Origin of the sequence: Streptomyces sp. NPDC056231 (assembly GCF_048270745.1) — a bacterium.
Taxonomy (GTDB): Bacteria; Actinomycetota; Actinomycetes; order Streptomycetales; family Streptomycetaceae; genus Streptomyces.
In genome coordinates, this window is sequence record NZ_JBLVKW010000009.1 from 82,215 (window position 1) to 107,383 (window position 25,169).

The following is a 25,169-nucleotide window of genomic DNA, read 5'->3' on the forward strand; positions in this document are numbered from 1 at the left end:
TGTCCGAAGGTTCCGCACGCGGTTCGATCGAAGACATGACCTCCACTGCTGCCGCCGACGCGGTACGGCTCCGCTCCGTACGACGCTCGTACGGGAACCTCGACGCCCTCGGCGGCGTCGACCTCACCGTCCGCCCCGGCACCTTCACCGCCGTCATGGGCCCCTCCGGCTCCGGCAAGTCGACGCTCCTGCACTGCGCAGCCGGGCTCGACCGGCCGACGTCCGGCACGGTCGAGGTAGGCGGGACGGCGCTGACCGGTCTCAGCGAGCGCCGGCTGACACTGCTGCGCCGGGACCGGATCGGTTTCGTCTTCCAGGCGTTCAATCTGGTCCCCTCGCTGACCGCCGCCCAGAACGTGGCGCTGCCCCTGCGGCTCGCGGGCCGCCGCCCGTCCCGTACCGACGTGCGCGCCTCGCTCGCCCGGGTCGGACTCGCCGACCGGGCGGACCACCGGCCCACCGAGCTCTCCGGCGGCCAGCAGCAACGGGTGGCACTGGCGCGGGCCCTGATCACCCGGCCCGCGGTGCTCTTCGGGGACGAACCGACCGGCGCACTGGACACCGCGACGAGCCAGGAGGTGCTGGTGATGCTGCGGGAACTGGTGGACCGGGAGGGACAGACCATCGTGATGGTCACGCATGATCCGGTGGCGGCGGCGTACGCGGACCGGGTGGTCTTCCTGGTCGACGGGCGCATCGCGGACGACCTGACCGGACTCTCCGTGGAACGGATCGCGGCCTGGATGACCGCAGCGCGCGTGAGCGCGGCCCGCACGGACGCCGCGGTCAGGGATCGCGCGGAGGCGGCATCGTGCTGACCGTCGCCCTGGCCGCGCTGCGGACCCGCTGGACCACTCTCATCGGCACCTTCGTCGCGCTCGCGCTCGGCGTGGGGCTGATCGCGACCATGGGGCTGGGACTCGCCTCGACCTTCGACGCCCCGGACCGCAAGCCGCAGCGATTCGCCGCGTCGCCCGTGGTGGTGAAGGGCATCGACACGCTGACCGTGCGGGTGCGGCGCGGACCGTCCACCGCCCATGTCACGAGGAGACTCGCTCATCCACACCCTGTGGATATCAAACTTCTGCGCGACCTGTCAGCGCTCGGCCCGGTGACCCGCGACGGACAGGACGCCGGCGGCGGCCCGGACGCCGTGGGCGTGGACGCTCCCGTCGCCGAGGTCCGCCGCGTCGTGGGCGACCGCGCGGAGGTCCTCACCGGCGACGAGCGCCGCCGCGCCTACCCGGTGACCGAGCGGGACGCCGGGGCGCTGCCGGCCGTGAACGCTCTGCTCGGCACGGCGGGCTCCGTCACCGCGTTCGTCTCGGTCTTCGTCGTCGCGTCGACGTTCGCCTTCGCGGTGGCGCTGCGCCGACGGGAGTTCGGTCTGCTGCGCACGGCGGGCGCCACCCCCGGCCAGCTGCGGCGACTGCTGCTGGTGGAGGCGGCCGTGGTCGGCACCCTCGCCTCGGCGGCCGGATGCGCACTGGGCGACTGGGGCGCACCGCACCTCGCCCGGCTGCTGGTGGACGGCGGGACGGCGCCCTCCTGGTTCACCATCCGCCGGACGGCCTGGCCGCTCCACGCGGCGTTCTGGACCGGTCTGACCGTGGCACTGACCGGCGTCTGGGCGGCGTCGCGACGGGCGGGCAGGACCAGTCCGGCCGAGGCGCTGCGCGAGGCCGACATCGATGCGGGCGTGCTGCCGCCCGTGCGTCGGCTGCTGGGCTTCGCGCTGCTCGCGGGGGCCGTGTTCCTGATGACGAAGTCGCTGGTCACAGACCCGTCCGGGCTGTTGAAGCGGAAGACGTACATGACACAGCCGATGGTGCTGATCACCGGTGTCGCCCTGCTCGCGCCGCTGCTCGTACGCCCGTCGACCCGGCTGCTCCGGCTTCCCGGGGCGACCGGAATGCTCGTACGGGCCAATGCGGCGGCGGCCCTGCGCCGTACGGCCGCGGTGGCCGCTCCCGTACTGATCGCAGTGGCGCTGGCCGGCTCGGTGCCGGGTTCCGCCATGACAGTGGCGCGGGCGAAGGCCGCCGAGGCGCGCGAGCACACCCGGGCCGATCTGGTCGTGACGGGCGCGGACCTCGCGGTACGGCGGATCCCGGGGGCGACGCTGTCCGCGTCCGCGTCGACCGCGGTCTTCGTACGGGAGGGGGGCACCGCGCTCATCGAGACGGAGGCGCGGGCCGTCGACGACGCGAAGACGCTCGCGGCCGTCGAGCGGCTGCCGGTGGTGGCGGGCGACGTGCGTGACCTCGACGACCGTTCGATCGTCGTGAACGAGGAGTGGGAGCAGCACACGGTGGGCGCGACGGTACGGGTATGGCTCGGCGACGGCCGCCCGGTGTCGCTGCGGATCGCGGCGGTGCTGGCGATCGGTACGGGGAACAACGGCGCGTACGTGACGGCGGCGAACGCACCGACGGCTCCGGTGGACCGCATCGACGTACGCCTCGCTCCCGGCGCGGACAGGGCGGCGGTCGTCGCCGCACTGCACGGCACCGGTGGCACGGTGCGCTCGACGCAGCAGTGGCTGGCCGCGACGCATCCCCGCACGAGCCCGCAGACGCGGCTCGGTCTGCTGGTGGTGCTGGGCATCGCCCTTGTCTACACGGCGATCGCGCTCGCCAACACGCTGCTGATGGCGGGATCCGTACGGTCCGCGGAGCTGGGCGCACTGCGGCTGGCCGGGGCGACCCGCACCCAGGTCCTCGGGATCGTCGCCGGGGAGACGCTGCTCGCGGTGGCGCTGGGGACGGCGCTCGGCATGGCCGTGACCGCGGTGAACCTGGCAGGACTCGGCGCCGCACTCGCCGCGTTGTCCGCACCGGTGACGGTGTCGGTGGAGTGGCCGGTGGTAGGGGGTGCGGCCGGGGTGTGCGCGGTGGTGGCGGTGGCGGCGGCGATGCTCCCGCGGGCTGTACGGCACCGGAGCGCGGGGCAGCGCGGGCTGTGACTGCCCGCCTGGCCGGGGCTCCGGTGCGGCTCATCGACCTGCACGAGGCACAGAACCCCGGGCCCACCGAACTCCTCGAAGAGATCGCTTCCCCCGTGCACGGCTCCTGGGTACCCACCCGCGGCCCGGAGGTCCGGCGTCGATCCTCACGGCTGTGGACGAACCCGGCCACCGGACCCCCACGCCGGCCGCGCCCCACTGTCAGTCCCACCTGCCAGACTCACAGACATGACCGCACGCTGGGCTCTGGCCACCACGGAGACCGGCGGCGCCCGCCTCGCCCCCCTGACTGCCGACGGCCTTCCCGCCGCCCCGGTCCTGACCGAACCCGACCTCGTGGAGGCGGTCCGTTCCCGCCCGGACGTCATCCGCTGGGTCTGGCGGTCGACCGCCGAGATCTACCCCCGCCTGCTCGCCGCGGGCGTACGGATCGACCGCTGCTACGACATCGAGGCAGCCGAGTCCCTCCTCCTCGCACACGAGGGCCGGCTCGGCGAACCCCGCTCCGCCGCGGCCGCCCACGCCCGCCTCCGTAACGCCCCCGTACCCCCCGATCCCCCCTCCCGCGCCGCGGAGCCCGGCTCGCAGTCGTCACTCTTCGAGCCGCAGTCCGGCACGGACATCCCTTTCGAGGCGCTTCTCCAGGTGTACGCGGAGCAGCTCCGCCGCCACGACGCCACCACCCACCCCGGCCGCATGCGGCTGCTGACGGCCGCCGAGTCGGCCGGCATGCTGGTCGCCGCCGAGATGAACCGGGCCGGCCTGCCCTGGCGGGCCGACGTGCACCGGGAGCTCCTGCACGACCTGCTGGGCGAGCGGTACGCCGGCGGCGGCGAACCCCGCCGACTGGCCGAGCTGGCCGAAGAGGTGTCCACGGCGTTCGGCCGTCGGGTCCGCCCGGACCTTCCCGCAGATGTGGTCAGGGCGTTCGCGCAGGCCGGGATCAAGGTGAAGTCGACTCGCCGCTGGGAGCTTCAGGGACTGGACCATCCGGCCGTGGAGCCGCTGATCGAGTACAAGAAGCTGTACCGGATCTGGACGGCGCACGGCTGGAGCTGGCTCCAGGACTGGGTGCGGGACGGCAGGTTCCGCCCCGAGTACCAGCCGGGCGGCACCGTCAGCGGCCGCTGGACCACCAACGGTGGCGGGGCGCTGCAGATCCCCAAGGTGATACGGCAGGCGGTCGTCGCCGACGAGGGCTGGCGGCTGGTCGTCGCCGACGCCGACCAGATGGAGCCGAGGGTGCTGGCCGCGATCTCCCGCGACCCCGGCCTGATGGAGGTCGCGGGCCATGACGGCGACCTCTACACAGCGCTGTCGGACCGCGCCTTCCACGGCGACCGCGACCACGCCAAGCTGGCGCTGCTGGGAGCGATCTACGGCCAGACCTCGGGCGACGGCCTGAAGAACCTCGCGGCGCTGCGACGACGCTTCCCGCTTGCCGTGGCGTATGTCGACGACGCGGCGAAGGCGGGCGAGGAGGGCCGTCTCGTACGGACCTGGCTGGGCCGGACCAGTCCGCCGGCGGCCGGGAGCGGGGACGACGACGAGGCCGGTATCCCGCAGGAGAGCGACGAGCAGCCGTCCGGGGAGGGCGAGTTCACGCCGGGCTACGCCTCGTCGAACGCCCGGGCGCGCGGCCGCTTCACCCGTAACTTCGTGGTGCAGGGCAGCGCCGCCGACTGGGCGCTGCTGTTGCTGGCCGCACTGCGTCGGTCCCTGACTGTCGCCGGTCTCCGGGCCGAACTGGTCTTCTTCCAGCACGACGAGGTGGTGGTGCACTGCCCCGAAGAGGAGGCCGAGGCAGTCGTGAAGGCGATCCGGGCCGCCGGTGACCTGGCAGGGCGGACCGCCTTCGGCAGGACGCCGGTGCGCTTCCCTTTTACGACGGCGATCGTGGAACGCTACTCCGACGCCAAGTAACAGAGCTCACCCGTCGGGGCGTTCGGCCGCCTCCGTCCCGGGCTCGCCCTTCCGTACGGGCTGCGTGGGCTGTGTCCGCTGTGTGGGCTGCACCGTCTCCGCGGGCGGAACGACGCGCCCTGTACCCGCACCAGGCCCTCCGAACCCACCGAACCCGGCCAGCCCGTGGTCGTAGTGCACGGCCCGCAGATGCCGGTGCCGGTGCCGGGAATTGAGCAGATGGATGACGTATGCCGTCAGCGCGATCATCGCCAGGACGACCGCCGCAGTGATCAAGCTGTCCATGAGAGACGGCCCCCTTCGCGCGCGCAGGCCGAGACTTCTCCAGGCTACTCCGCGAGCCGTCCGCACAGGTCGCCGACCGGACGGGGAAAGGGGCCCGGACCAGGAACGTTTCCTTTCCGGCCCGAACCTGGGCGCGCCCACGCAGCAGTGCCGGCCCAGGGGTTCCGCAGCGCAGGGCACACACCAACGCAGCGACACCACCCGGCGCCCATGGGGCAGGGTGGTGTCGCGCACCGTGCTCGCGACGTTGCCGAAGCTCCTCTGAAGGCTGCAGCAGGCCCTTCTCGTCCTACAGCGGTCGCGCGAATGTCTCCTCGAAGACCGCGGTGATCAGACTGCGGACGTCCTCACCGCTCATCCCGTCCTCGTGCGCCTGGCGCATCCAGTCCGTGAGCCCGGCACGCAGCGGGGAATCGGGGCTGGTCCGGGGCTCGGCCAGGGAGTACGTGATGAACGTCCCCGCACCCTGTCGGACCTCGACGAGACCGGCCCGTTCCAGTTCCCGGTACGCCTTCAGCGTGGTGTTCGGGTTCACTTTGGTGGCCGCGGCCACCTGTGCCGCGGTGGGCAAGCGGTCACCCACGGCCAACACGCCCATGCGCAAGGCCTGTTCGACCTGCCGGACGATCTGCAGATAGGTGGGGATGCCGCAGCGGCGATCAATCCGGAACACCATCACTTCGTTCACTTCGTTCACTTCGCTCCCCCCTTCCTGCCGTCCCTGTCCTCCCGCACCGCGGCGGACGGTGTCCTCCGCGTGCGGCGCCCTTCCAGCCTATGCCGCCGCCCGGTACGGACGACGGTCCGCGAACCGGTGCCGGGAGCAGGCCCGGCATGCTCTCTGCCTCGCGGTTCACAGCGGACGTCGGCCCACCCGGACCACGATGAAGGCGATCAGCAGCACGCTGAGACCTGCCAGGATTCCGGCCCCGGTCCACTGCATGGCCGGCATCTGGTCATAGCCGAAGTACTCGACCGTGGCGTTGACGATGCCCTTGTCGGCGAGGCATGCCTCGTACTTCTCCTCCTGGACACAGGTGCCGTAGCCGAAGAGTTCCCCGGAGGCGGTGCTGACCCAGTTGTCCACCTGGACCGCGTCCGAGAGCTTCGCCGGGAAGTCGGCGCCGATCGGGTAGGAGATCCGGCGCGGGGTGGCCAGCTTGCCCCGGACGAACGACCAGGCGACCTGCGTCATGACGGCGAAGAGGAACGTGCCGACCATGGCGGCCAGCACCCGGCGTGCGATCAGTCCGATCGCGATGCCGCCGACGGCGGTGAACAGGGTGAGCGCGGCGAGCATCGGCCCGGTGTTGTCGAACACCGTGCCCTGCATCCAGTCCCCCTCGCCGAACACACGGACCGCCCGCCACCACCACGTGAACAGGGAGCCGAGGACGATCGTGGGCAGCAGAACCAGAACCAGAGCGGTGCCCAGCTTGTAGTTCAGCCACTGCTTGCGCGGCACGGACTGCGTGGTGGCCAGCTGCGCCGTGCCCTGCTCCTGGTCGGAGGCGATCAACGGGGCGCCGCAGAAGACCCCGAGGACGACGGGCAGCGCACTCAGAATGGGCACGGTCTTCTCAAGCTTCGAGTGGATCGCCAGGACCACGCCGCTGTCGACCTTGTCGGCAGACCTGCCCGGCCAGCCGGCGCCGCGCAGGGCGTCCAGCGAGGCCGCGCGCTGGTAGACGAGCCAGACGGCGCCCAGAACGGTGAACGCTGTCACCATCAGCAGCATGACGCGATGTTGACGCAACATCAGCCAGGCCAGTCCGCGCAGCCGCAGTGGACCCCTCCTGCTGTCGGTGGTACCGGCCGGGGTGCGGGTGAGAGTGCTCATGCCGCACGCTCCGCTCGCCGGTCCGGCTGGGCGGTGGGGGTGAGCAACGGCGGCGCTTCGGGCGAACGGAGATAGGCAAGCAAGATCTCTTCCAGACTGGGTTCAATCGACCGCCAGTCGCCGTGCACGGGACCCTCGGTCCGTATCAGGGCGTTGAACTGGCGGCCCGTCGTACGGGTCTCGACCACGGTGTGAAGTGCCAGCCCGGCGGGCAGCTCCCCGGATTTCCCCACCGCTCCGGTGACCAGCTTGTGGCGCGCCATCAGCTCATCGGTCTCACCGGCCATCCGGACCCGCCCGCCGGAGATGACCAGCAAGTAGTCGCACATGTCCTCCACTTCGGTGAGCATGTGGGACGACATCAGTACGCTCGTGCCGCGCTCGGCGGCCTCGGCCATCAGCAACGCGCTCATCTCGTCCCGGGCGAGCGGATCGAGATCGGCCATCGGCTCGTCCAGCAGCAGCAGGTCGGGCCGCTTGCCGAAGGCGAGCGCGAAAGCCACCCGGGTGCGCTGCCCCCCCGGACAGGGTGCCGATCCGGGCATGCAGCGGAACATCGCCGGCCCGCACGATCCGCTCGGCCGCCGCCTGGTCCCAGCGCGGGTTGAGCTCCTGCCCCATCCTGAGCGTCTCGGCGACGGTGAAGCGCTTGAACAACGCCTTCTCCTGGCCGAGGAAGGCGTATCGCGGCATGACGCCGGGAGAGGCCACCGGCACCCCGAACATGCACAGTTCGCCCGTCGCGCCCTCCACCAGCCGGGTCGCGATGCCCAACAGGGTGCTCTTTCCGGCCCCGTTGGGCCCCACCAGTCCGCAGATCCGCCCGGCGGGCAGCCTGAACGAACAGTCCTGAAGTGCCCATCCGCGCCGGTACTTCTTCCCCAGCCCATGCGCCTCGAGGGCCCACGGGCTCCCGGCGGTGTCCGGAGTGGTCATGTCGGGCACACCCTCCCTCAGATTCAATTAGTCACCTAGTGGAATCATGGTGTTGGTCGCTCGCGACTGTCAAACACCGCCGGGCCGGACCCCGCGCCCGGCTCCGCGCGCTCCCGCGGCCACGGACGCCTCGGACCCGGCCCCGAGGCGGGTACCGATCTCGAGGAACGTGTCTGGACCAGCGGCGCCAAGGGGGCGAAGGCGACATGGCCCGGCAGCCGAAACGCGCGACGCGGTCGAGCCCCGACGGGACGAAGAAGCGCCGCCCGTGGGCGCCTCCGGCCATGCGGGAGCCGTACGAACCATTCGGGATCCACCACAGGTCGCGGCACGAGAGGGTGGCGGGCGCCGCGCACAGATGACACCTCCTCGCCCGGACAAGGAAGAACCCCAGGTCACGGTGAGTGACCTGGGGTTTCCTGAGCCGTCTCCGGGATTCGAACATGGGGCCGCGGGCGCGCACAGGGCCACGGGCACGCCGCCGGAGATCAGCCGACCAGCTGGTTGCAGGACATCACGCAGCGTTTCGTCGCCTACAGACCGGGGCCGCACATACGGTGGCTCCCGGTGCTCCATATCGACCCGCAACCGTCAGTCGTCGCCGACGACTCCGTTGTCGATATGTTGCTCTTCCGGGAGCCTAGCCAGTTGCCGAGATGGGTGTCACTCGGGTCGATGGACGTCTCCACCGGCGGTGTGGCCTCTCACCGGTTGGCTGGTGTATTAGCTAGCTTCCTCCTTATTTGTCCGTAGTCAAGAGAAGAAGCGGAAAAAAACGCCTCGGATGGAGCGGCCCGGACGCTGCCGCGAGGTGAAGGCAGGCACGACCGGTCCACACCGGCACATCCCAGCGGCAACGGAGTACAGGAAACAGGACCCTCGGATCCGGCGGCACGCCCAGAGGCGGAACACCGACCGCAACCGTGCCCCAAGACACGCAAAAGCCCCAGGCCACGGCGAGTGAGTCCTGGGGCTTCTACAGAGCCGCCTTCGGGATTCGAACCCGAGACCTACGCATTACGAGTGCGTTGCTCTGGCCAACTGAGCTAAGGCGGCACGCCCTGTCGCACTATGGTGCGAGCAGCAGCGTCGCTAAGTTTACACAGTTTCGGAGGGTGCTCCGCACCACCCGCCTCCGGAGCCGAATGCGCAGGTCAGGGGGTAGAGGGAGCCGCGGGCGGTCAGGAGCACTTCGTGCCGTCGGCCGGCGGGGTGCCGTCCAGGAGGTACGTGTTGATCGCCGCGTCGATGCAGCGGCTGCCGCGGCCGTACGCGGTGTGACCGTCGCCCTCGTAGGTGAGGAGCCTGCCCGAGGAGAGCTGGGCAGCGAGGGACTGGGCCCACTTGTACGGGGTCGCCGGGTCACGGGTGGTACCGACCACGACGATCGGGGGCGCGCCCTTCGCCGTGATGCGGTGCGGGGTGCCGGTGGGTGCGGCGGGCCAGTGGGCGCAGTTCAGCGCAGCCCAGGCGAAGGGCTTGCCGAAGACCGGGGAGGCCTTCTCGAAGCTGGGGAGGGCCCGCTCGACGGCGTCCGGGCCGGTGAAGGCCGGGGGCGCGTCCAGGCAGTTCACCGCGGCGTTGGCGAACATCAGGTTGGCGTACGTGCCGTTCGGCTTGCGCTCGTAGTAGCTGTCGGACAGGGCGAGCAGGCCGGACCCGTCGCCCGCCCGGACGCCGGCCAGGGCGCTGCGGAGCTGGGGCCAGGTCCCCTCGTCGTACATGGCGGCGATGACACCGGTGGTGGCGAGGGACTCACCGAGCCGGCGGGAGTTGCCGGCCGGAACGGGCTTGGCGTCGAGGTCGGCGAAGAGCTGCTTCAGCCGGGCCGCGGCGTCCGCGGTCGAGGTGGTGCCGAGCGGACAGTCCGACCTCTTCACGCAGTCCGCTGCGAAGGCCTGGAACGCGACCTCGAAGCCCGCCGTCTGGTCGCGGTTCATCTCCAGCGACGAAAGCGACGGGTCCATCGCACCGTCGAGGACGAGGCGGCCGGTCCGGCCGGGGAAGAGTTCGGCGTACGTCGCACCGAGGAAGGTGCCGTACGACGCCCCCAGGTACGTCAGCTTCTCGTCGCCGAGCAGGGCCCGCAGGATGTCCATGTCGCGGGCTGTCTCGGCGGTGGAGACATGCGGAAGGATCGTGCCGGAGCGCTGCTCACAGCCGTCTGCGAACCTGTCGAAGGCGGTTCCCAGCTCCGTGACCTCGGCACGGTCGTCGGGGGTCTGGTCGACCTGGGTGTACGCGTCCATCTGCGGGCCGGTGAGGCATTCGACGGGCTCGCTGCGGGCGACGCCGCGCGGGTCGATGGCGACCATGTCGTAGCGGGCGCGGACCGCGGCGGGGTAGCCGAGAGCCGCGTAGTTCTGGAGGTAACCGATGGCCGAGCCGCCGGGGCCACCCGGGTTCACCAGCAAGGAGCCGATCCGCTTGCCCGGACCGGTGGCCTTCTTCCGGGAGACGGCCAGCTTGATGTCGCCTCCGTCCGGCTTCCGGTAGTCGCGCGGCGCCTTCATCGTGGCGCACTGGAAACCGGAGACGCCGCAGTCCCGCCAGTTCAGATGCTGCGCGTAGTACGGCTGGAGCGCCGCGGGTACAGCGGACGTCGGGCGCGACGGGCTCGTCGTCGAACTGCCCTTGCTGCAGCCGGAGACGAGTAGGCCGGTCGCGCCGAGCACGGTGGCGAAGGTACGGAGCAGACGCCTGGTATCCATGCCCGGAGCGTAGCCCTCACGGGGTGACTGGTCCGTTTCGTTACCCATTCGGATGAATCGGCGGTGCGCGGCGAGGCCTTCGGGCGGTTCAGCCGGCGCGCAGAGCCATCGTCATCGCCTCCACTGCGAGCAGTGGCGCCACATTGCGGTCCAGCGCCCGGCGGCAGGCGATCACCGCCTCTATCCGGCGCAGGGTGCGCTCGGGCGTCGAGGACCGGGCGATGCGGTCAAGTGCGTCCCGTACGTCGACATTGGCGAGGGCGATCTGCGAGCCCAGCTGCAGCGCCAGTACGTCGCGGTAGAAGCCGGTGAGGTCGGTGAGGGCGAGGTCGAGGCTGTCGCGCTGGGTACGGGTCTTGCGGCGCTTCTGCTTGTCCTCCAGCTCTTTCATCACCCCTGCCGTGCCGCGCGGCATCCGGCCTCCGGCAGCCGCGCCGAGTGCGGCCTTCATGTCTTCCGTCTCCTTGGCGTCCACCTCCTCGGAAACCTGCTTCGCGTCCTCCGTGGCGGTGTCGATCAGCTCCTGGGCAGCCTTGAGACAACCGCCGATGTCCTCCACCCGGAGCGGAAGCTTGAGCACGGCAGCGCGGCGCGCGCGGGCCTTCTCGTCGGTGGCCAGGCGGCGAGCCCGGCCGATGTGCCCCTGAGTGGCGCGAGCCGCTGCCGCGGCCCGCTCCGGTTCGATTCCGTCACGCCGGATCAGCACATCGGCAACGGCGTCGACGGGGGGCGTGCGCAGGGTGAGGTGACGGCAGCGGGACCGGATGGTGGGCAGCACATCTTCGAGCGAGGGCGCGCAGAGCAGCCACACCGTGCGGGGCGCGGGCTCCTCGACCGCCTTCAGCAGCACGTTTCCCGCGCCCTCGGTGAGGCGGTCGGCGTCCTCCAGGATGATCACCTGCCAGCGGCCCACGGCCGGGGACAGCTGGGCGCGGCGGACCAGTTCACGGGTCTCCTTCACACCGATGGAGAGCAGGTCCGTACGGACCACCTCCACGTCGGCATGCGTCCCGATGAGGCTGGTGTGGCAGCCGTCGCAGAAACCGCACCCCGGTGCGCCGCCCAGCGCGCGGTCCGGGCTGGTGCACTGGAGAGCGGCGGCGAAGGCGCGGGCAGCGGTGGACCGCCCGGAACCCGGTGGTCCGGTGAACAGCCAGGCGTGGGTCATCTTCGACCCCGGCGGCACCTGCCCCCCCGCGGAGACGGCGGTGACCAGCTCATCGGCGTCCCGGGCGGCGGCGCCGAGCTGTTCCTGCACCCGGTCCTGGCCGACCAGGTCGTCCCATACGGTCATCGGTCACCGCCCTTCCGGTGGTGGTCTACGGCTCCGGCTTCCCATTGTGGCGGAAGGGTCTGACATTCCCGGCGATCCGGTCCGCCGCTCACCCCCGGGCCACCCGCCGCGGCCGCCCTCAGCGGCGCGGGCGGCGGCCCCGTCCGGAAGTGCCATGACCCTCGTCGTCCCGGTCGTGGTCGCCGAGCAGCTCGTCGGCCAGGGTCGGCAGATCGTCCAGCGGGGTGTCCTCGGCCCACTCCGGGCGACGGCGGCGGCCCCGGCCCGGACGCCGCTCCTCGGCTGCCTCCGGGACGGCATGCGGATCACTGATCTGCGGCAGCTCCCGGGTGCGCTCGTTCTCACCCTCCGATACGGCGTCCGCCGGGCGCTCGTCGCGGAAGATGCCCCGCGGAACGCGGTCCGCCGGGTGCTCGTCACGTACCGGCGGGAGTACCGCCGTCTCGTCCGCGGAGCCCGTGGCGTCCCGTGCCGCAGGCGGCTCGGACGTATCGCTGATCCTCGGGATCATCGTGGTCTCGGCCTGGTCCGAAGGCGTGTCGACCGGTGACGGCACCGGCTGCGTCACCTCGTTCGGGTTGACGAGCGGCGTCGGCACCGTCAGCTCGTTGTCCGGGACGGAAGCGGACGCGGCCGCCTCCGCGCGGGCGGCCGCCTCAGCCGCGGCCGCCTCAGCCTCGGCCTGCCGCCGGGCAGCCTCGGCCCGCAGCAGTGCCTCCTCCGCCTTGCGCTGCTTCTCCAGCCGCCGCGCCTCGGCCTCCTTGCGCAGCCGGGCCTCCTCCTGGGCCTGCCGGCGCAGCCGCTCCTGCTCGGCCTCGTACGCCTGCTCCTCGGCCTCGCGCCGGGCCCGCTCCTCCTCGGCGACCCGACGGGCTTCCTCGGCCTGCCGGCGGGCCTCCTCCGCCTGCCGCTCGGCCTCGCGCTGCCGCGCCTCCTCCAGCTCGCGGCGCTTGCGCTCCTCCTCCTCGGCGCGGAGCTTGGCGAGCTGCTCCTGGCGCTCGCGCTCCAGCCGCTCCTCCTCCGCCTTGCGCGCCGCTTCTTCCTCGGCCTTCCGCCTGGCCTCTTCCTCGGCCGCCTTGCGTGCCTCCTCCTGGGCCTTGATCTCGGCCTCGGAGAGCGGCAGGAGCTGGTCGAGCCGGTGGCGTACGACGGTGGTGATCGATTCCGGTTCCTGGCCGGCGTCCACCACCAGGTAGCGGGCCGGGTCCGCGGCGGCCAGCGTGAGGAAGCCGGACCGTACCCGGGCGTGGAACTCGGGCGGCTCGGACTCCAGCCGGTCGGGCGCCTCGGTGAACCGTTCCCGTGCGGTCTCCGGATCGACGTCGAGCAGCACCGTCAGATGCGGTACGAGTCCGCTCGTCGCCCACCGCGAAATCCGGGCGATCTCGGTCGGGGAGAGATCGCGGCCCGCGCCCTGGTAGGCGACGGAGGAGTCGATGTAGCGGTCGGAGATGACGATCGCGCCGCGCTCCAGGGCCGGACGGACGACCGAGTCGATGTGCTCGGCGCGGTCGGCGGCGTAGAGCAGTGCCTCGGCCCGGTTCGAGAGCCCGGCCGACGACACGTCGAGCAGGATCGAGCGCAGCCGCTTGCCGACCGGCGTGGCGCCGGGCTCGCGGGTGACGACGACCTCGTGGCCCTTGGCCCGGATCCACTCGGCGAGCGCCGCGACCTGGGTGGACTTGCCGGCCCCGTCGCCGCCCTCCAGGACGAGGAAGAAGCCGGTGGCGGCGGGGGCGACAGCCGGCTCACCACCGCGCAGGGCGTCGCGCAGGTCACGGCGGAGCGGCACTCCGGAACGGTCGTCCGTCTTCGCGAGGACGATCGCGGCGACCGGCAGCAGCAGGGCGCCGATGAGCATGAGGGCGAACGCTGCGCCGCCGTGCGCGAAGACGAAGTCTCCGGCCTGCAGCCGATGGGTGCCGATCGCGGCGGCCAGCAGCGGTCCCGCGACCGCGCCGAGCGCGATCAGGACCCGGACGACTGCCTGGAGGTGCCCGGTCGTCCTGGTCCGGCGGGACTCCTCGGTCTCCTGGTCGACGAGCGTGTGGCCGGTGTTGGCCGCGACACCTGCCGCGTAACCGGCGAGGACCGCGAGGAGCACCACGGTCGTCGTGTCCGGCACCAGACCCATCGCAAGGAGCGCGACCCCGGTGACAGCGGTGGCGAGGGCGAGCATCCGGCGTCGCGACAGGGTGGGCAGCACCTTCTCCGCGGTACGGATACCGGCGCCAGTGGCGCCCGTCAGAGCCAGGATCAGCAGCGCGAACGTGGCCGGTCCGCCACCGAGGTCGTAGGCGTGCAGTGCGGCGACGGCGGCTGCGGCGGCGATCGCTCCGGCGACGGCCGCGCACGCGCCGACGAGCAACGGGACGGCGCCGGTGCGGCCCTTGTCCGGGCCGCTGCCGGTGGACGGCCGTCGCAGGCCCTCCAGGGGCGAGCGCGGGCGGGGCGTCGGAAGACCGGGGAGTTCGAGGAAGTAGAGGACCGAGATCGAGGCGGAGAACAGCCCGGCCGCGACGTACGAGCCGAGCGCCGCCTGGTGGAAGGAGAACCACTCAAGACCCGAGGACAGCAGACTGCCGATCAGCGCGGCGATCAGCAGAACGGCTGCGGCGGCGGGGACGGCGGCGAAGTCCGTACGGAGGGAGAGCCTGCGCAGGGTGTCGAGGTGGTCGGGCAGCGGGCGTACGACGGCGCCCTCGGGGGGCGGGGAGGACAGCAGCGCGGGGGCGGCGCTCTCCTTCGCGACCGTCCACAGCCGTTCGCCGGCGCCGGTGACGAAGACGGTGATGAGGATCATCATGAGCGCCCTGTCGGGCATCCAGTCGATCCACAGCGGTGCGACGACAAGCAGCCCGAGCCGCAGGCCGTCCGCCCCGATCATCAGCCACCGTCGGTCCAGCGGTCCACCGGCCCCGGTGAGCGTCGTCAGCGGCCCCAGGAGGACGGCTCCGAAGAGGAGCGTGGCAAGGATTCGGGCACCGAACACGGCGGCGACGGCAAAGGCCGCCCCGCAGTATCCGAATCCGAATGAGCCCTCAAGGACCGCCGCTTGCAGCGACAGCAACACCAGCACGAGAAGGGCGAGCGCATCGCCGATACTCCCGACGAGCTGGGCGCTCCACAACCGCTTCAGCGGGGGAACACGCAACAGGGCTCGTACGGCGCGCTCGCGTGAGTCTGCGGCAAGTGTGTCGGAGGTGGGGCTCACGACCGTTGGCTGCTCGGCTCGCGTCATCCGCCCAGCCTATCCGGAGAGGCACGGTCGGCGACGGCCCCGTCCGAACATATGGGCGCCCGAGCGGGATACGGAGGTGCTCCCCCGCACGCCGGAGGGGCTGGAACGTCCAGCCCCTCCGGCGTGCGGGAACGCGCTGACCGCCGGTGCGGTCAGTCCTCGACGGGCGACGCGGACGCCTTCTTCGCGGCCGCGGCCGTCTTCTTGGCCGCCGTCGTCTTCTTCGCGGCCGTCGTCTTCTTCGCGGCCGTCGCCTTCTTCGCGGCCGTCTTCTTGGCTGTCGTCGCCTTCTTCGCGGGCGCCTTCTTCGCCGGGGCCTTCTTCGCCGTCTTCTTCTTGGCGGGGCCCTTGGCGCGCTTCTCCGCGAGGAGCTCGTAGCCGCGCTCCGGCGTGATGTCCTCGACACTGTCGCCGGTCCGCAGCGTCGCGTTGGTCTCGCCGTCGGTGACGTACGCGCCGAAGCGCCCGTCCTTGACGACGACCGGAGCACCGCTCACCGGGTCCGTGCCCAGTTCCTTCAGCGGCGGCTTGGCGGCGGCGCGCCCGCGCTGCTTGGGCTGGGCGTAGATCGCGAGAGCCTCTTCGAGGGTGATGTCGAAGAGCTGGTCCTCGGACGTCAGCGAACGCGAGTCCGTGCCCTTCTTCAGGTACGGGCCGTAACGCCCGTTCTGCGCGGTGATCTCGACGCCCTCGGCATCCTCGCCGACGACCCTCGGCAGCGACATCAGCCTGAGCGCGTCCGCCAGCGTCACCGTGTCCAGCGACATCGACTTGAAGAGCGACGCGGTCCGCGGCTTCACCGCGCTCTTGCCGGTCTTCGGGGTGCCCTCGGGCAGCACCTCGGTGACGTACGGACCGTACCGGCCGTCCTTCGCGATGATCTGGTTGCCGGTGACCGGGTCCGCGCCGAGCTCGTAGTCGCCGCTCGGCTTGGCCAACAGCTCCTCCGCGTACTCGACCGACAGCTCGTCGGGCGCCAGGTCCTCCGGCACGTCCGCGCGCTGGTGGCCCTCGGCCTCCTTCTCACCGCGCTCGATGTACGGGCCGTACCGCCCGACGCGGAGCTTGATGTCGTTGCCGACGGGGAAGGAGGAAATCTCCCGGGCGTCGATCGCGCCGAGGTCGGTGACGAGCTCCTTGAGACCGCCGAGGTGGTCGCCGTCGCCGTTGCCTGCGGCGGAGGCCGCGCCACTGACGGCGTCGTCGCCCTCGCCGAAGTAGAAACGCCTCAGCCACGGCACGGACTGGGCCTCGCCCCGCGCGATGCGGTCGAGGTCGTCCTCCATCCGCGCGGTGAAGTCGTAGTCGACGAGCCGGCCGAAGTGCTTCTCCAGCAGGTTGACCACGGCGAAGGAGAGGAAGGACGGGACGAGCGCCGTGCCCTTCTTGAAGACGTAGCCGCGGTCGAGGATGGTGCCGATGATCGAGGCGTACGTCGACGGGCGGCCGATCTCGCGCTCTTCCAGCTCCTTGACCAGCGAGGCCTCGGTGTAACGGGCCGGCGGCTTGGTCGCGTGGCCGTCGACCGAGATCTCGTCGGCGGACAGCGCGTCGCCCTCGGCGACCTGCGGCAGCCGGCGCTCACGGTCGTCGAGCTCGGCGTTCGGGTCGTCGGCGCCTTCGACGTACGCCTTCATGAAGCCGTGGAAGGTGATCGTCTTGCCGGACGCGGAGAACTCGGTGTCGCGTCCGTCGCTCGCCCGGCCGCCGATCTTCACGGTGACCGAGTTACCGACCGCGTCCTTCATCTGGGAGGCGACGGTCCGCTTCCAGATCAGCTCGTAGAGCCGGAACTGGTCGCCGGTCAGACCGGTCTCGGCGGGTGTGCGGAAGCGGTCGCCGGAGGGGCGGATCGCCTCGTGCGCCTCCTGCGCGTTCTTGACCTTCCCGGCATACGTACGCGGCTTGTCCGGCAGGTAGTCGGCGCCGTACAACTGCGTGACCTGCGCCCTCGCCGCGGAGACCGCGGTGTCGGAGAGCGTCGTGGAGTCGGTACGCATGTAGGTGATGAAGCCGTTCTCGTACAGCTTCTGTGCGACCTGCATGGTGGCCTTCGCCCCGAAGCCCAGCTTCCGGCTCGCCTCCTGCTGGAGGGTCGTCGTACGGAACGGGGCGTACGGGGAACGGCGGTACGGCTTCGACTCGACGGACCGCACGGCGAACGCGGAGTCGGCGAGCGCGGCGGCCAGGGCCCGGGCGTTCGTCTCGTCCAGGTGCAGCACCTGGCCGGACCCGGACTTCAGCTGTCCGTCCGGACCGAAGTCGCGGCCCTGGGCGATCCGGCGGCCGTCGACCGCGCTGAGGCGGGCGGTCAGCGTCGACGGGTCGGAGGCGTCACCGGTACGGCCGGTGGCAAAGGTGCCGGTCAGGTCCCAGTACTCGGCGGAGCGGAAGGCGATGCGCTCGCGCTCCCGCTCGACGACGAGTCGGGTGGCGACGGACTGGACCCGGCCTGCCGAGAGCCGCGGCATGACCTTCTTCCACAGGACCGGCGAGACCTCGTAGCCGTAGAGGCGGTCGAGGATACGGCGGGTCTCCTGGGCGTCGACCATGCGCTGGTTCAGCTCGCGCGGGTTGGCGACGGCGGCCTGGATCGCGTCCTTGGTGATCTCGTGGAAGACCATCCGGTGGACCGGGACCTTGGGCTTCAGCACTTCCTGCAGGTGCCACGCGATGGCTTCGCCCTCGCGGTCCTCATCGGTGGCGAGGAAGAGTTCGTCGGACTCGGCCAGCAGCTGCTTGAGCTTCCTGACCTGCGCCTTCTTGTCCGCGTTGACGACATAGATGGGCTGGAAGTCATGCTCGACGTCGACGCCGAGCCGACGGACCTCGCCGGTGTACTCATCGGGAACCTCTGCGGCACCGTTCGGCAGGTCGCGGATGTGCCCGACGCTCGCCTCGACGACGTATCCGGGGCCGAGGTAGCCCTTGATCGTCTTCGCCTTGGCAGGCGACTCGACGATGACGAGTCGGCGGCCGCCCTGTGCGGTCTCGCTGGTCGGGGACAACTTCGCTCTTCTCTCCGGTCGGCACTCAGTGGGCATCCGGGCAACGCGATGACGCTGCCGGCGGTGCTGTCGCTGCGGAGTGTGACGGTACAACCCGCCCCCGTGTCAAACGGCAAAAGCCCGCAACGGCCACTCGAACGGTAACCCGACTTCCGCCATTCCTGCCGCCCGGAGTGCCCGATACGCGGCGCGCGCGGTCGCTGCCTGCGGGTTTCGCGGCACCGTGGCGGTGCCGCGGCCGCCGGAGGTCGGTGGCGGGACAGCCGGGCGTGTTCACGTCCCGGGCCGGGTGATCACACGGCCCGGGACGTGGGTGGCGAGGCGGCAGCCGTGGATCAGATACGCGTGAAGCACCCCACGCCGAGGACGAGGAAAAGTACGCCGAACAGAGTGGCGAGTGTGGCGGAGGCAACGGGGCGCACCCCGTACGCCACCGGCGCGTGGTGTGCGACGCGCGCCCCCGTCCAAACCAGCAGCCCGGTCCCGAACAGCGCGAACGCCGTCCCGGCGAATACCGCAGGTCCGCTCTCCATGCCCGTACGCCTCTCCGTGACACGCCCGGCCCGGGGCCGATGCCCGGGTCGAGTCAGGGGGAGGCTGTCACCCGGGGACGACACCGGTGCGAACCCCGGGTGAACTCCAGGGCCGCGGTCCACGGGGGCGCTCCGCCCGGACCGCGCTCGTGGGCCGGATCACATCAGGTCGAAGGTCGCGCGACGCCGGCTGCCACGTCCGGACACCGCCGGCAGGACCACGACGGGCACCGCGTATCCGGCCCCCGTCGCCGGCTCGGCGCAGGCAAGGCCGGGCAGCGCCCCAACCGGAATCCGCAGACCCAGCAGAAGATTGGCGGCGGTGAGCGTGAAGACACTGATGAGGAGGCCGTTCAGTGCGTACAGCAGGGCCCGCCCGAACCAGAGCGGAGCCCAGCGCCGAGGGCTCAGCAGCACCGCGCCGAGCGTGCCCCAGCGACGCTCGCCGGCCCCGGCCGCCGCGCCGCCGTGGACACAGGCAATGAAGGCGGCGACAACGGCGTTGCCCAGCAGGTAGTCCTCGACGGGGCGTCGCACGGTCGGTCGGCGCCGTTCCGTCAGGCAGCCCCCACCGGCTCCAGGAACCCTTCCTCCACCAGCAGCCGGATCGCCTGCGGGGTACGGTCGCGCAGCAGTACCGGGTCCTCGTTCATCAACTGGGCGATCGCGTCCAGGATCCGGCCCGCGGACAGCGTCCCGTCGCAGACGCCCGCGAAACCGGCGCCGACCGCGTCGACCTTCGTCGCGCGCCGCATGGCACGGTTCTGACGCAGCACCACATGCTCGGGGTCCTCCGCGCCCGGCAGTCCGACCTGCTCCTGCATCACTTCCGGAGCCAGCGTGAAGTGGTCGGCGAGCAGCGCCGCGTCATCGTGCGTCCGTAGATAGTCCTGGCGCGCGAAGTGGGCCTCCACGGCCGCGCCGAGCGGCTGTTCCACCGGGTGCGGCCACTCCTCGATCACGACCGACGGATTCCCGTCGGCCGCGGCCGCGGACTTCCGGAGCGTGATCCAGCCGAAGCCGACGCCCTTCGTCTTGCGGGCCTCGAACTCGTCCAGCCAGGCGTCGTACCGTGCGGCGTACTCCGCGGGATCCGTACGGTGGTCGCCGCTGTCGCGCAGCCACAGCTCCGCGTACTGCGTGATGTCCTGCACTTCGCGCTGGACGACCCAGGCATCGCAGTCGCGCGGCACCCAGGAGCGCAGCCGGTCCTGCCACTCCTCGCCCTCGACGTGCTGCCAGTTGGCGAGGAAGTGCGCGTATCCCCCCTCGTTCAGCCGGTCGCCGGCCTGCTGCACCAGCGTCCGGCACAGGTCGTCGCCGCCCATGCCGCCGTCGCGGTACGTGAGACGGGCGCCCGGCGAGATGACGAACGGAGGATTCGACACGATGAGGTCGTACGTCTCGGTGTCGACCGGCTCGAAGAGCGAACCCTCGCGCAGATCGGCCGGAGCGGCGCCGGACAGGGCGAGGGTCAGCCGAGTGAAGGCGAGGGCGCGGGGGTTGAGGTCCGTGGCCGTGACCCGGGTGGCGTGCTGCGCGGCGTGCAGCGCCTGGATGCCGGAGCCCGTACCGAGATCGAGCGCGGAGGCGACCGGTGTACGGACGGTGATCCCGGCGAGTGTGGACGACGCCCCGCCGACGCCGAGGACCACCCCCTCCTCGCGCGAACCGATGCCACCCGCGCCGCCGACCGCGCAGCCCAGGTCGGAGACGATGAACCAGTCCTGCGCCTCGGGCCCGCTGTACGGCCGCACGTCGACGGCGGCCCGCACCACGTCGCCCGCGCGGATCACCCAGCCGTCCTCGACGCACTCGTCCAGCGGGAGCGCGGCGCGGGCCCGCTCGTACGGGACGGGTCGCTGAAGCAGGAAGAGCCGCACCAGCGTGTCGAGCGGAGAGTCGCCACGGGTGGCCCGCAGTGCCGGAACCGTCTCGCTGCGGGCGAGCGCGGCATAGGCGGGCGCGCCGAGCAGGTCGAGGAGACCGTCGGCGGTGAAGGCGGCGGCAAGCAGGGCTTCGCGGAGCCGGGGCGAACGGTCGGGCGCGGGGAGGCTGGTCGTACTCACCCGCCCATTGTGGCCGCTCCCACCGACAACGGCAGCGGCCCGGCAGCATCGGAGCTGCCGGGCCGATCCGTGCCGGCGTTGTCAGGGCTTCTTGCTGGGCGACGCGGAAGCCGACTTCTCGGGGGCCTTCGACGGCGCGGCGGCCGGCGGGACCGAAGCCGTCGGCTTCTGGCAGCCCGGCTGCTTGGCCATCGCGATGCCGACCTTGCCGGACTGGAGCTGCTTCAACGCCTGGTCACCATTGGTGCTGATCTTGTTCAGCTCGTCAGCGATGCCCTTCAGACCGTCGGCGAACTTCGCCTGATCCTTGATGTCGAGCGCGTCGACCTTCTTCTGCAGCTCCGCGTAAGCGGCCGAGGAGGCGTTGAGCTCCTTCACGGCCTCCTTGTGCGTGGTCTCGCCGCCGTCGACCGGCGGTGCGCCCGCCGAGCCCACAGCTGCGCCCAGCGCCTTGTACGCCTGCGAGATCTGCTGGAAGGCGGCCGAGTCGGTCTTCTGGACATCGGCGGGCTTGCTGTTGTCGGCGGTCTGCTGCTGGATCGCGGCGTTGGCGTTCGCGATCTTCTGCAGCTGGGGCTTGACCTGGTCACAGACCTTCTTGGCCCAGTCGTTGACCTTGTTGTCATTGCCACTGCTGTCGCTGCACCCCGACAACGTCAGTACCAGTACGGCACCGCCGGACAGTGCGGCTGCAAGCTTCTTGTTCACCGGATCGGTCCCTTCCAAGGCTCTCGGCCCCGGAACTTACACGCCACATGACCTCCATCCGGGCGCCAAGTGTCCGATAAATGTCCTTTTGCAGCCATTTGCACCAAGGGAAGTGAGGGAGATACAACTCACGCGCGAACGGGTGAACGCACGCGGCAGCCGAATGGCAAACGGGTGGGCAGCGCATCGGAATGCGCCGCCCACCCGTTCTTTGACCAGATCATGCCCTTGCTTGATCAGATGCTGCGCCGGGTTGATCGGTTCCCCGCGAGCTGTCGCTCTCTTCCCTCTGCCCGCCTCATGAAACGGCAGCCGGATCGGTCGACTTGGCAGTCGCGCCGCCGTCGTCATCGGAGTCGTCCTCGTCGCCCACGGCGATCCCGCGACGCTTGGAGACATAGACCGCGCCGACGATGATGGCGAGGGCAAGCACCGCCACCACCGCCCGCACGCCCGCACTCGCGTCCGCCCCGTAGCTGAACTGCACCACTGCCGGCGCGATGAGCAGCGCCACCAGGTTCATCACCTTGAGCAGCGGGTTGATCGCCGGTCCCGCCGTGTCCTTGAACGGATCGCCGACCGTGTCGCCGATCACGGTCGCGGCGTGGGCCTCGCTGCCCTTGCCGCCGTGATGGCCGTCCTCGACGAGCTTCTTGGCGTTGTCCCACGCGCCTCCTGAGTTGGCGAGGAAGACCGCCATCAGCGTCCCGGTGCCGATCGCGCCCGCGAGGTACGAACCGAGCGCCCCGACACCGAGGGTGAAGCCCACCGCGATCGGCGCCATCACCGCGAGCAGCCCGGGCGTGGCGAGCTCACGCAGCGCGTCCTTGGTGCAGATGTCGACGACGCGCCCGTACTCCGGCTTCTCGGTGTAGTCCATGATCCCGGGGCGCTCGCGGAACTGCCGCCGCACCTCATAGACCACGGACCCGGCGGACCGGGACACCGCGTTGATGGCCAGGCCGGAGAAGAGGAAGACGACCGCGGCCCCAAGGACCAGCCCCACCAGGTTGTTGGGCTGCGAGATGTCGAGGCTGAGGGTCATTTCCCCGGCCTTGGCACCCACGCCGTCGACCGCCGTGGCGATCGCGTCGCGGTACGAGCCGAAGAGCGCCGACGCCGCCAGCACGGCGGTGGCGATGGCGATGCCCTTGGTGATGGCCTTGGTGGTGTTGCCGACGGCGTCCAGGTCGGTGAGGACCTGGGCACCGGCGCCGGTGACGTCGCCGGACATCTCGGCGATGCCCTGCGCGTTGTCGGAGACCGGTCCGAAGGTGTCCATGGCAACGATGACCCCGACGGTGGTGAGCAGCCCGGTTCCGGCGAGGGCCACCGCGAAGAGCGCCAGCATGATCGACGTACCGCCGAGCAGAAACGCTCCGTAGACGCCGAGGCCGATCAGCAGCGCAGTGTAGACCGCGGACTCCAGACCGATGGAGATCCCGGCGAGTACGACAGTGGCCGGGCCGGTGAGGGAGGACTTGCCGATGTCCTGGACGGGGCGCCGGCCGGTCTCGGTGAAGTAGCCGGTGAGCTGCTGGATCAGCGCGGCCAGCACGATCCCGATGGCGACGGCGACCAGGGCGAAGACCCGAGGGTCACCGCTGTGCGCCGTGATAGCGCTGTCGGTGACGCCGCCCAGGTCGGCGTACGAGGACGGGAGGTAGACGAAGACGGCCACCCCCACCAGGACGAGCGAAATCACCGCGGAGATGAAGAAGCCGCGGTTGATGGCGGTCATCCCGCTGCGGTCGGCGCGCCGCGGGGCGACCGCGAAGATGCCGATCATCGCGGTGACCACGCCGATCGCCGGAACGATCAGGGGAAAGGCCAGTCCGGCGTCGCCGAAAGCGGCCTTGCCGAGGATGAGCGCGGCAACGAGCGTCACGGCGTACGACTCGAACAGGTCGGCCGCCATGCCCGCGCAGTCACCGACGTTGTCGCCCACGTTGTCGGCGATGGTGGCGGCGTTGCGCGGGTCGTCCTCCGGGATGCCCTGCTCGACCTTGCCCACGAGGTCGGCGCCCACATCAGCAGCCTTGGTGAAGATGCCGCCACCGACCCTCATGAACATGGCGATGAGCGCGGCACCGAGCCCGAAGCCCTCGAGCACCTTGGGCGCGTCGGCGGCATAGACGAGAACCACGCACGAGGCGCCGAGCAGCCCGAGCCCTACCGTGATCATGCCGACCACGCCGCCCGTGCGAAAAGCAATCTTCATAGCCCGATGCGACACGTCGGTGAGATCTTTTTCCGGTTCGCCTTCCGCCGGAGTCGCCTCACGCGCGGCAGCCGCCACCCGCACATTGCTGCGGACGGCCAGACGCATGCCGATGTATCCGGTGGTCGCCGAGAAAAGCGCACCCACCAGGAAGAACAGCGACCGGCCGGCGCGCTGCGACCAGGTGTCGGCCGGAAGCAGCAGCAGCAGGAAGAAGACCACGACGGCAAAGACGCCGACAGTGCGCAGCTGCCGGGCCAGATAGGCGTTCGCGCCTTCCTGGACGGCTGCCGCGATCTCCTTCATGCGGTCCGTGCCCTCACCGGCCGCCAGCACCTGGCGGACCAGCAGCCGGGCGACGATCAGTGCGGCGACGGCGACGATCGCGATGACGATCACGATGACGCGGTTGTCATCGGTGAGTACCGCGGCCGCGAGAGAGGTGGGTCGGTCGGAAATCGCGGAAACTTCGGGCAGTTCTGCCAGTGGTGTGTTGATGAAGCCCGCCATACGTCCTCCTTGACGCTCAGCGCTCAAGACGTGGACGGATTGTAGGGAGCAGAACCTGATCAAAACAGTCCGCAGTAAATGTAAATCGACTTTACCCGCCGATCGATAAATGATCGCACCCTCGGATTGATCCGAATGCAGTAATGGGGCAGAAGCATTGTCCGTAGATCGCTGATCAAGCAGAAATGAAAAAAAGGCCCTGCTCGGCAGGGCCCGGGAGAGCGGATCAGGAGTTACGGCCGGAGCGGCGCCACGACAGGCCGGCCCGCTGTGACGCCTCCGGCGCTCAGGGATGCGCCGTTGCGGGCGTCTTGGGCCAGCTCATGCGGATCACTTCGCCGTCGGCTCCCGTTCTGACTTCCACGTCGTCGACGAGGCCGCTGATGACCGCGAGACCCATCTCGTCCTCGCTGTCGGCGTCGGTCTCGGTACCCGGCTGGCCGGGCCCCTCCCCGGACGCCTCGGCGGCTCCGGTCTCCCCGCCGGGGCCAGGCACCTCGTCGCCGACCTCGACGGAGAAGGACTTCTCCTCCTCGGTCAGGACGACCTTGACCGGAGCGGTGATGCCGTGGTTGCGGTGCAGCCCTACGGCGCGGCTGCAGGCCTCACCGACGGCGAGTCGGACCTCGTCGAGCACTGCCTCGTCGACCCCGGCGCGGCGCGCCACGGCGGCCGCCACGAGGCGGGCCGTCCTGACGTGTTCGGGCTGGGCGCTGAAGCGGAGTTCAACAGTGGCCATGCGATCCCCTTCAGACGTACCGGCGTGCATCTCAGGGGCCCGGGCGCACTGCCCGGTACCCCCGCTCTCTCTTCCTCCGGAAGCCGGCAGAGCCACCGGCCCCCGACGTGCGACCGTCGGCAGCGTGCCCACCGATCGGCCGATGGGTATCCCGTCGACGCCCGGAAGCCGTCCGTGCCGATGGCC

At 70.9% G+C, this 25,169-nt stretch carries 16 protein-coding genes, 1 tRNA gene and 1 pseudogene; 3 read left to right on the forward strand and 15 right to left on the reverse strand.

Features of this window, described 5'->3' with window-relative positions:
* Window positions 1-35 precede the first annotated feature (35 nt).
* The 3 genes from ACNPQM_RS10505 to ACNPQM_RS10515 all read left to right on the forward strand — a co-directional run bounded on the left by ACNPQM_RS10505 (window position 36) and on the right by ACNPQM_RS10515 (window position 4,888).
* Window positions 36-818, forward strand: coding sequence for an ABC transporter ATP-binding protein (locus ACNPQM_RS10505; protein WP_418083798.1), 783 nt, complete (start codon window positions 36-38; stop codon window positions 816-818).
* Window positions 812-2,965 carry an FtsX-like permease family protein gene (locus tag ACNPQM_RS10510; protein WP_418083799.1) on the forward strand — a complete coding sequence of 718 codons (2,154 nt, stop codon included), beginning with the start codon at window positions 812-814 and terminating at the stop codon, window positions 2,963-2,965. The genes ACNPQM_RS10505 and ACNPQM_RS10510 overlap by 7 nt, the downstream gene beginning before the upstream one ends.
* A 228-nt stretch (window positions 2,966-3,193) precedes the next feature.
* A complete protein-coding gene (locus ACNPQM_RS10515) occupies window positions 3,194-4,888 on the forward strand; it encodes a bifunctional 3'-5' exonuclease/DNA polymerase (RefSeq protein ID WP_418083800.1) in 1,695 nt (564 codons plus the stop codon).
* A gap of 6 nt (window positions 4,889-4,894) precedes the next feature.
* Here ACNPQM_RS10515 and ACNPQM_RS10520 read toward each other — a convergent pair whose 3' ends face one another.
* The 15 genes and pseudogenes from ACNPQM_RS10520 to ACNPQM_RS10590 all read right to left on the reverse strand — a co-directional run bounded on the left by ACNPQM_RS10520 (window position 4,895) and on the right by ACNPQM_RS10590 (window position 24,983).
* Window positions 4,895-5,173 (reverse strand): hypothetical protein, encoded by a 279-nt coding sequence (locus ACNPQM_RS10520; protein ID WP_358858803.1) that lies wholly within the window; start codon window positions 5,171-5,173, stop codon window positions 4,895-4,897.
* Between the two features lie 289 nt (window positions 5,174-5,462).
* Window positions 5,463-5,861, reverse strand: a complete 399-nt coding sequence (locus ACNPQM_RS10525; protein WP_418083855.1) for a GntR family transcriptional regulator — start codon at window positions 5,859-5,861, stop codon at window positions 5,463-5,465.
* Window positions 5,862-6,026: 165 nt separating this feature from the next.
* Window positions 6,027-7,013: an ABC transporter permease gene (locus ACNPQM_RS10530; protein WP_418083801.1), complete on the reverse strand. Its 987-nt coding sequence runs from the start codon at window positions 7,011-7,013 to the stop codon at window positions 6,027-6,029.
* Window positions 7,010-7,949 (reverse strand): annotated as a pseudogene (locus ACNPQM_RS10535) (ABC transporter ATP-binding protein). Before ACNPQM_RS10535 ends, ACNPQM_RS10530 begins: the two are co-directional and overlap by 4 nt.
* A 982-nt stretch (window positions 7,950-8,931) precedes the next feature.
* A tRNA-Thr gene (locus ACNPQM_RS10540) sits at window positions 8,932-9,005 on the reverse strand.
* A gap of 125 nt (window positions 9,006-9,130) precedes the next feature.
* Window positions 9,131-10,660, reverse strand: coding sequence for an alpha/beta hydrolase (locus ACNPQM_RS10545; RefSeq protein ID WP_418083802.1), 1,530 nt, complete (start codon window positions 10,658-10,660; stop codon window positions 9,131-9,133).
* Window positions 10,661-10,748: 88 nt separating this feature from the next.
* Window positions 10,749-11,954 (reverse strand): DNA polymerase III subunit delta', encoded by a 1,206-nt coding sequence (locus ACNPQM_RS10550; RefSeq protein WP_358857123.1) that lies wholly within the window; start codon window positions 11,952-11,954, stop codon window positions 10,749-10,751.
* A gap of 118 nt (window positions 11,955-12,072) precedes the next feature.
* Window positions 12,073-15,195: a dTMP kinase gene (gene tmk / locus ACNPQM_RS10555; protein WP_418083803.1), complete on the reverse strand. Its 3,123-nt coding sequence runs from the start codon at window positions 15,193-15,195 to the stop codon at window positions 12,073-12,075.
* 152 nt (window positions 15,196-15,347) lie between these two features.
* Window positions 15,348-18,203, reverse strand: coding sequence for a type I DNA topoisomerase (topA, locus tag ACNPQM_RS10560; protein WP_418083804.1), 2,856 nt, complete (start codon window positions 18,201-18,203; stop codon window positions 15,348-15,350).
* Between the two features lie 335 nt (window positions 18,204-18,538).
* A complete protein-coding gene (locus ACNPQM_RS10565) occupies window positions 18,539-18,736 on the reverse strand; it encodes a hypothetical protein (protein WP_418083805.1) in 198 nt (65 codons plus the stop codon).
* A gap of 159 nt (window positions 18,737-18,895) precedes the next feature.
* The gene (locus ACNPQM_RS10570) at window positions 18,896-19,273 is read right to left on the reverse strand and encodes a hypothetical protein (RefSeq protein WP_418083806.1); all 378 of its coding nucleotides are present in this window, start codon (window positions 19,271-19,273) and stop codon (window positions 18,896-18,898) included.
* Between the two features lie 20 nt (window positions 19,274-19,293).
* Entirely contained in the window at window positions 19,294-20,805 is a 1,512-nt protein-coding gene (locus ACNPQM_RS10575; RefSeq protein WP_418083807.1) for a methyltransferase, read from the reverse strand.
* Window positions 20,806-20,886: 81 nt separating this feature from the next.
* The gene (locus ACNPQM_RS10580; protein ID WP_418083808.1) at window positions 20,887-21,513 is read right to left on the reverse strand and encodes a small secreted protein; all 627 of its coding nucleotides are present in this window, start codon (window positions 21,511-21,513) and stop codon (window positions 20,887-20,889) included.
* Window positions 21,514-21,811: 298 nt separating this feature from the next.
* Window positions 21,812-24,244 carry a sodium-translocating pyrophosphatase gene (locus ACNPQM_RS10585; protein WP_418083809.1) on the reverse strand — a complete coding sequence of 811 codons (2,433 nt, stop codon included), beginning with the start codon at window positions 24,242-24,244 and terminating at the stop codon, window positions 21,812-21,814.
* Between the two features lie 286 nt (window positions 24,245-24,530).
* Window positions 24,531-24,983, reverse strand: coding sequence for an ATP-binding protein (locus ACNPQM_RS10590; RefSeq protein ID WP_358857115.1), 453 nt, complete (start codon window positions 24,981-24,983; stop codon window positions 24,531-24,533).
* Between the last annotated feature and the right edge of the window lie 186 nt (window positions 24,984-25,169).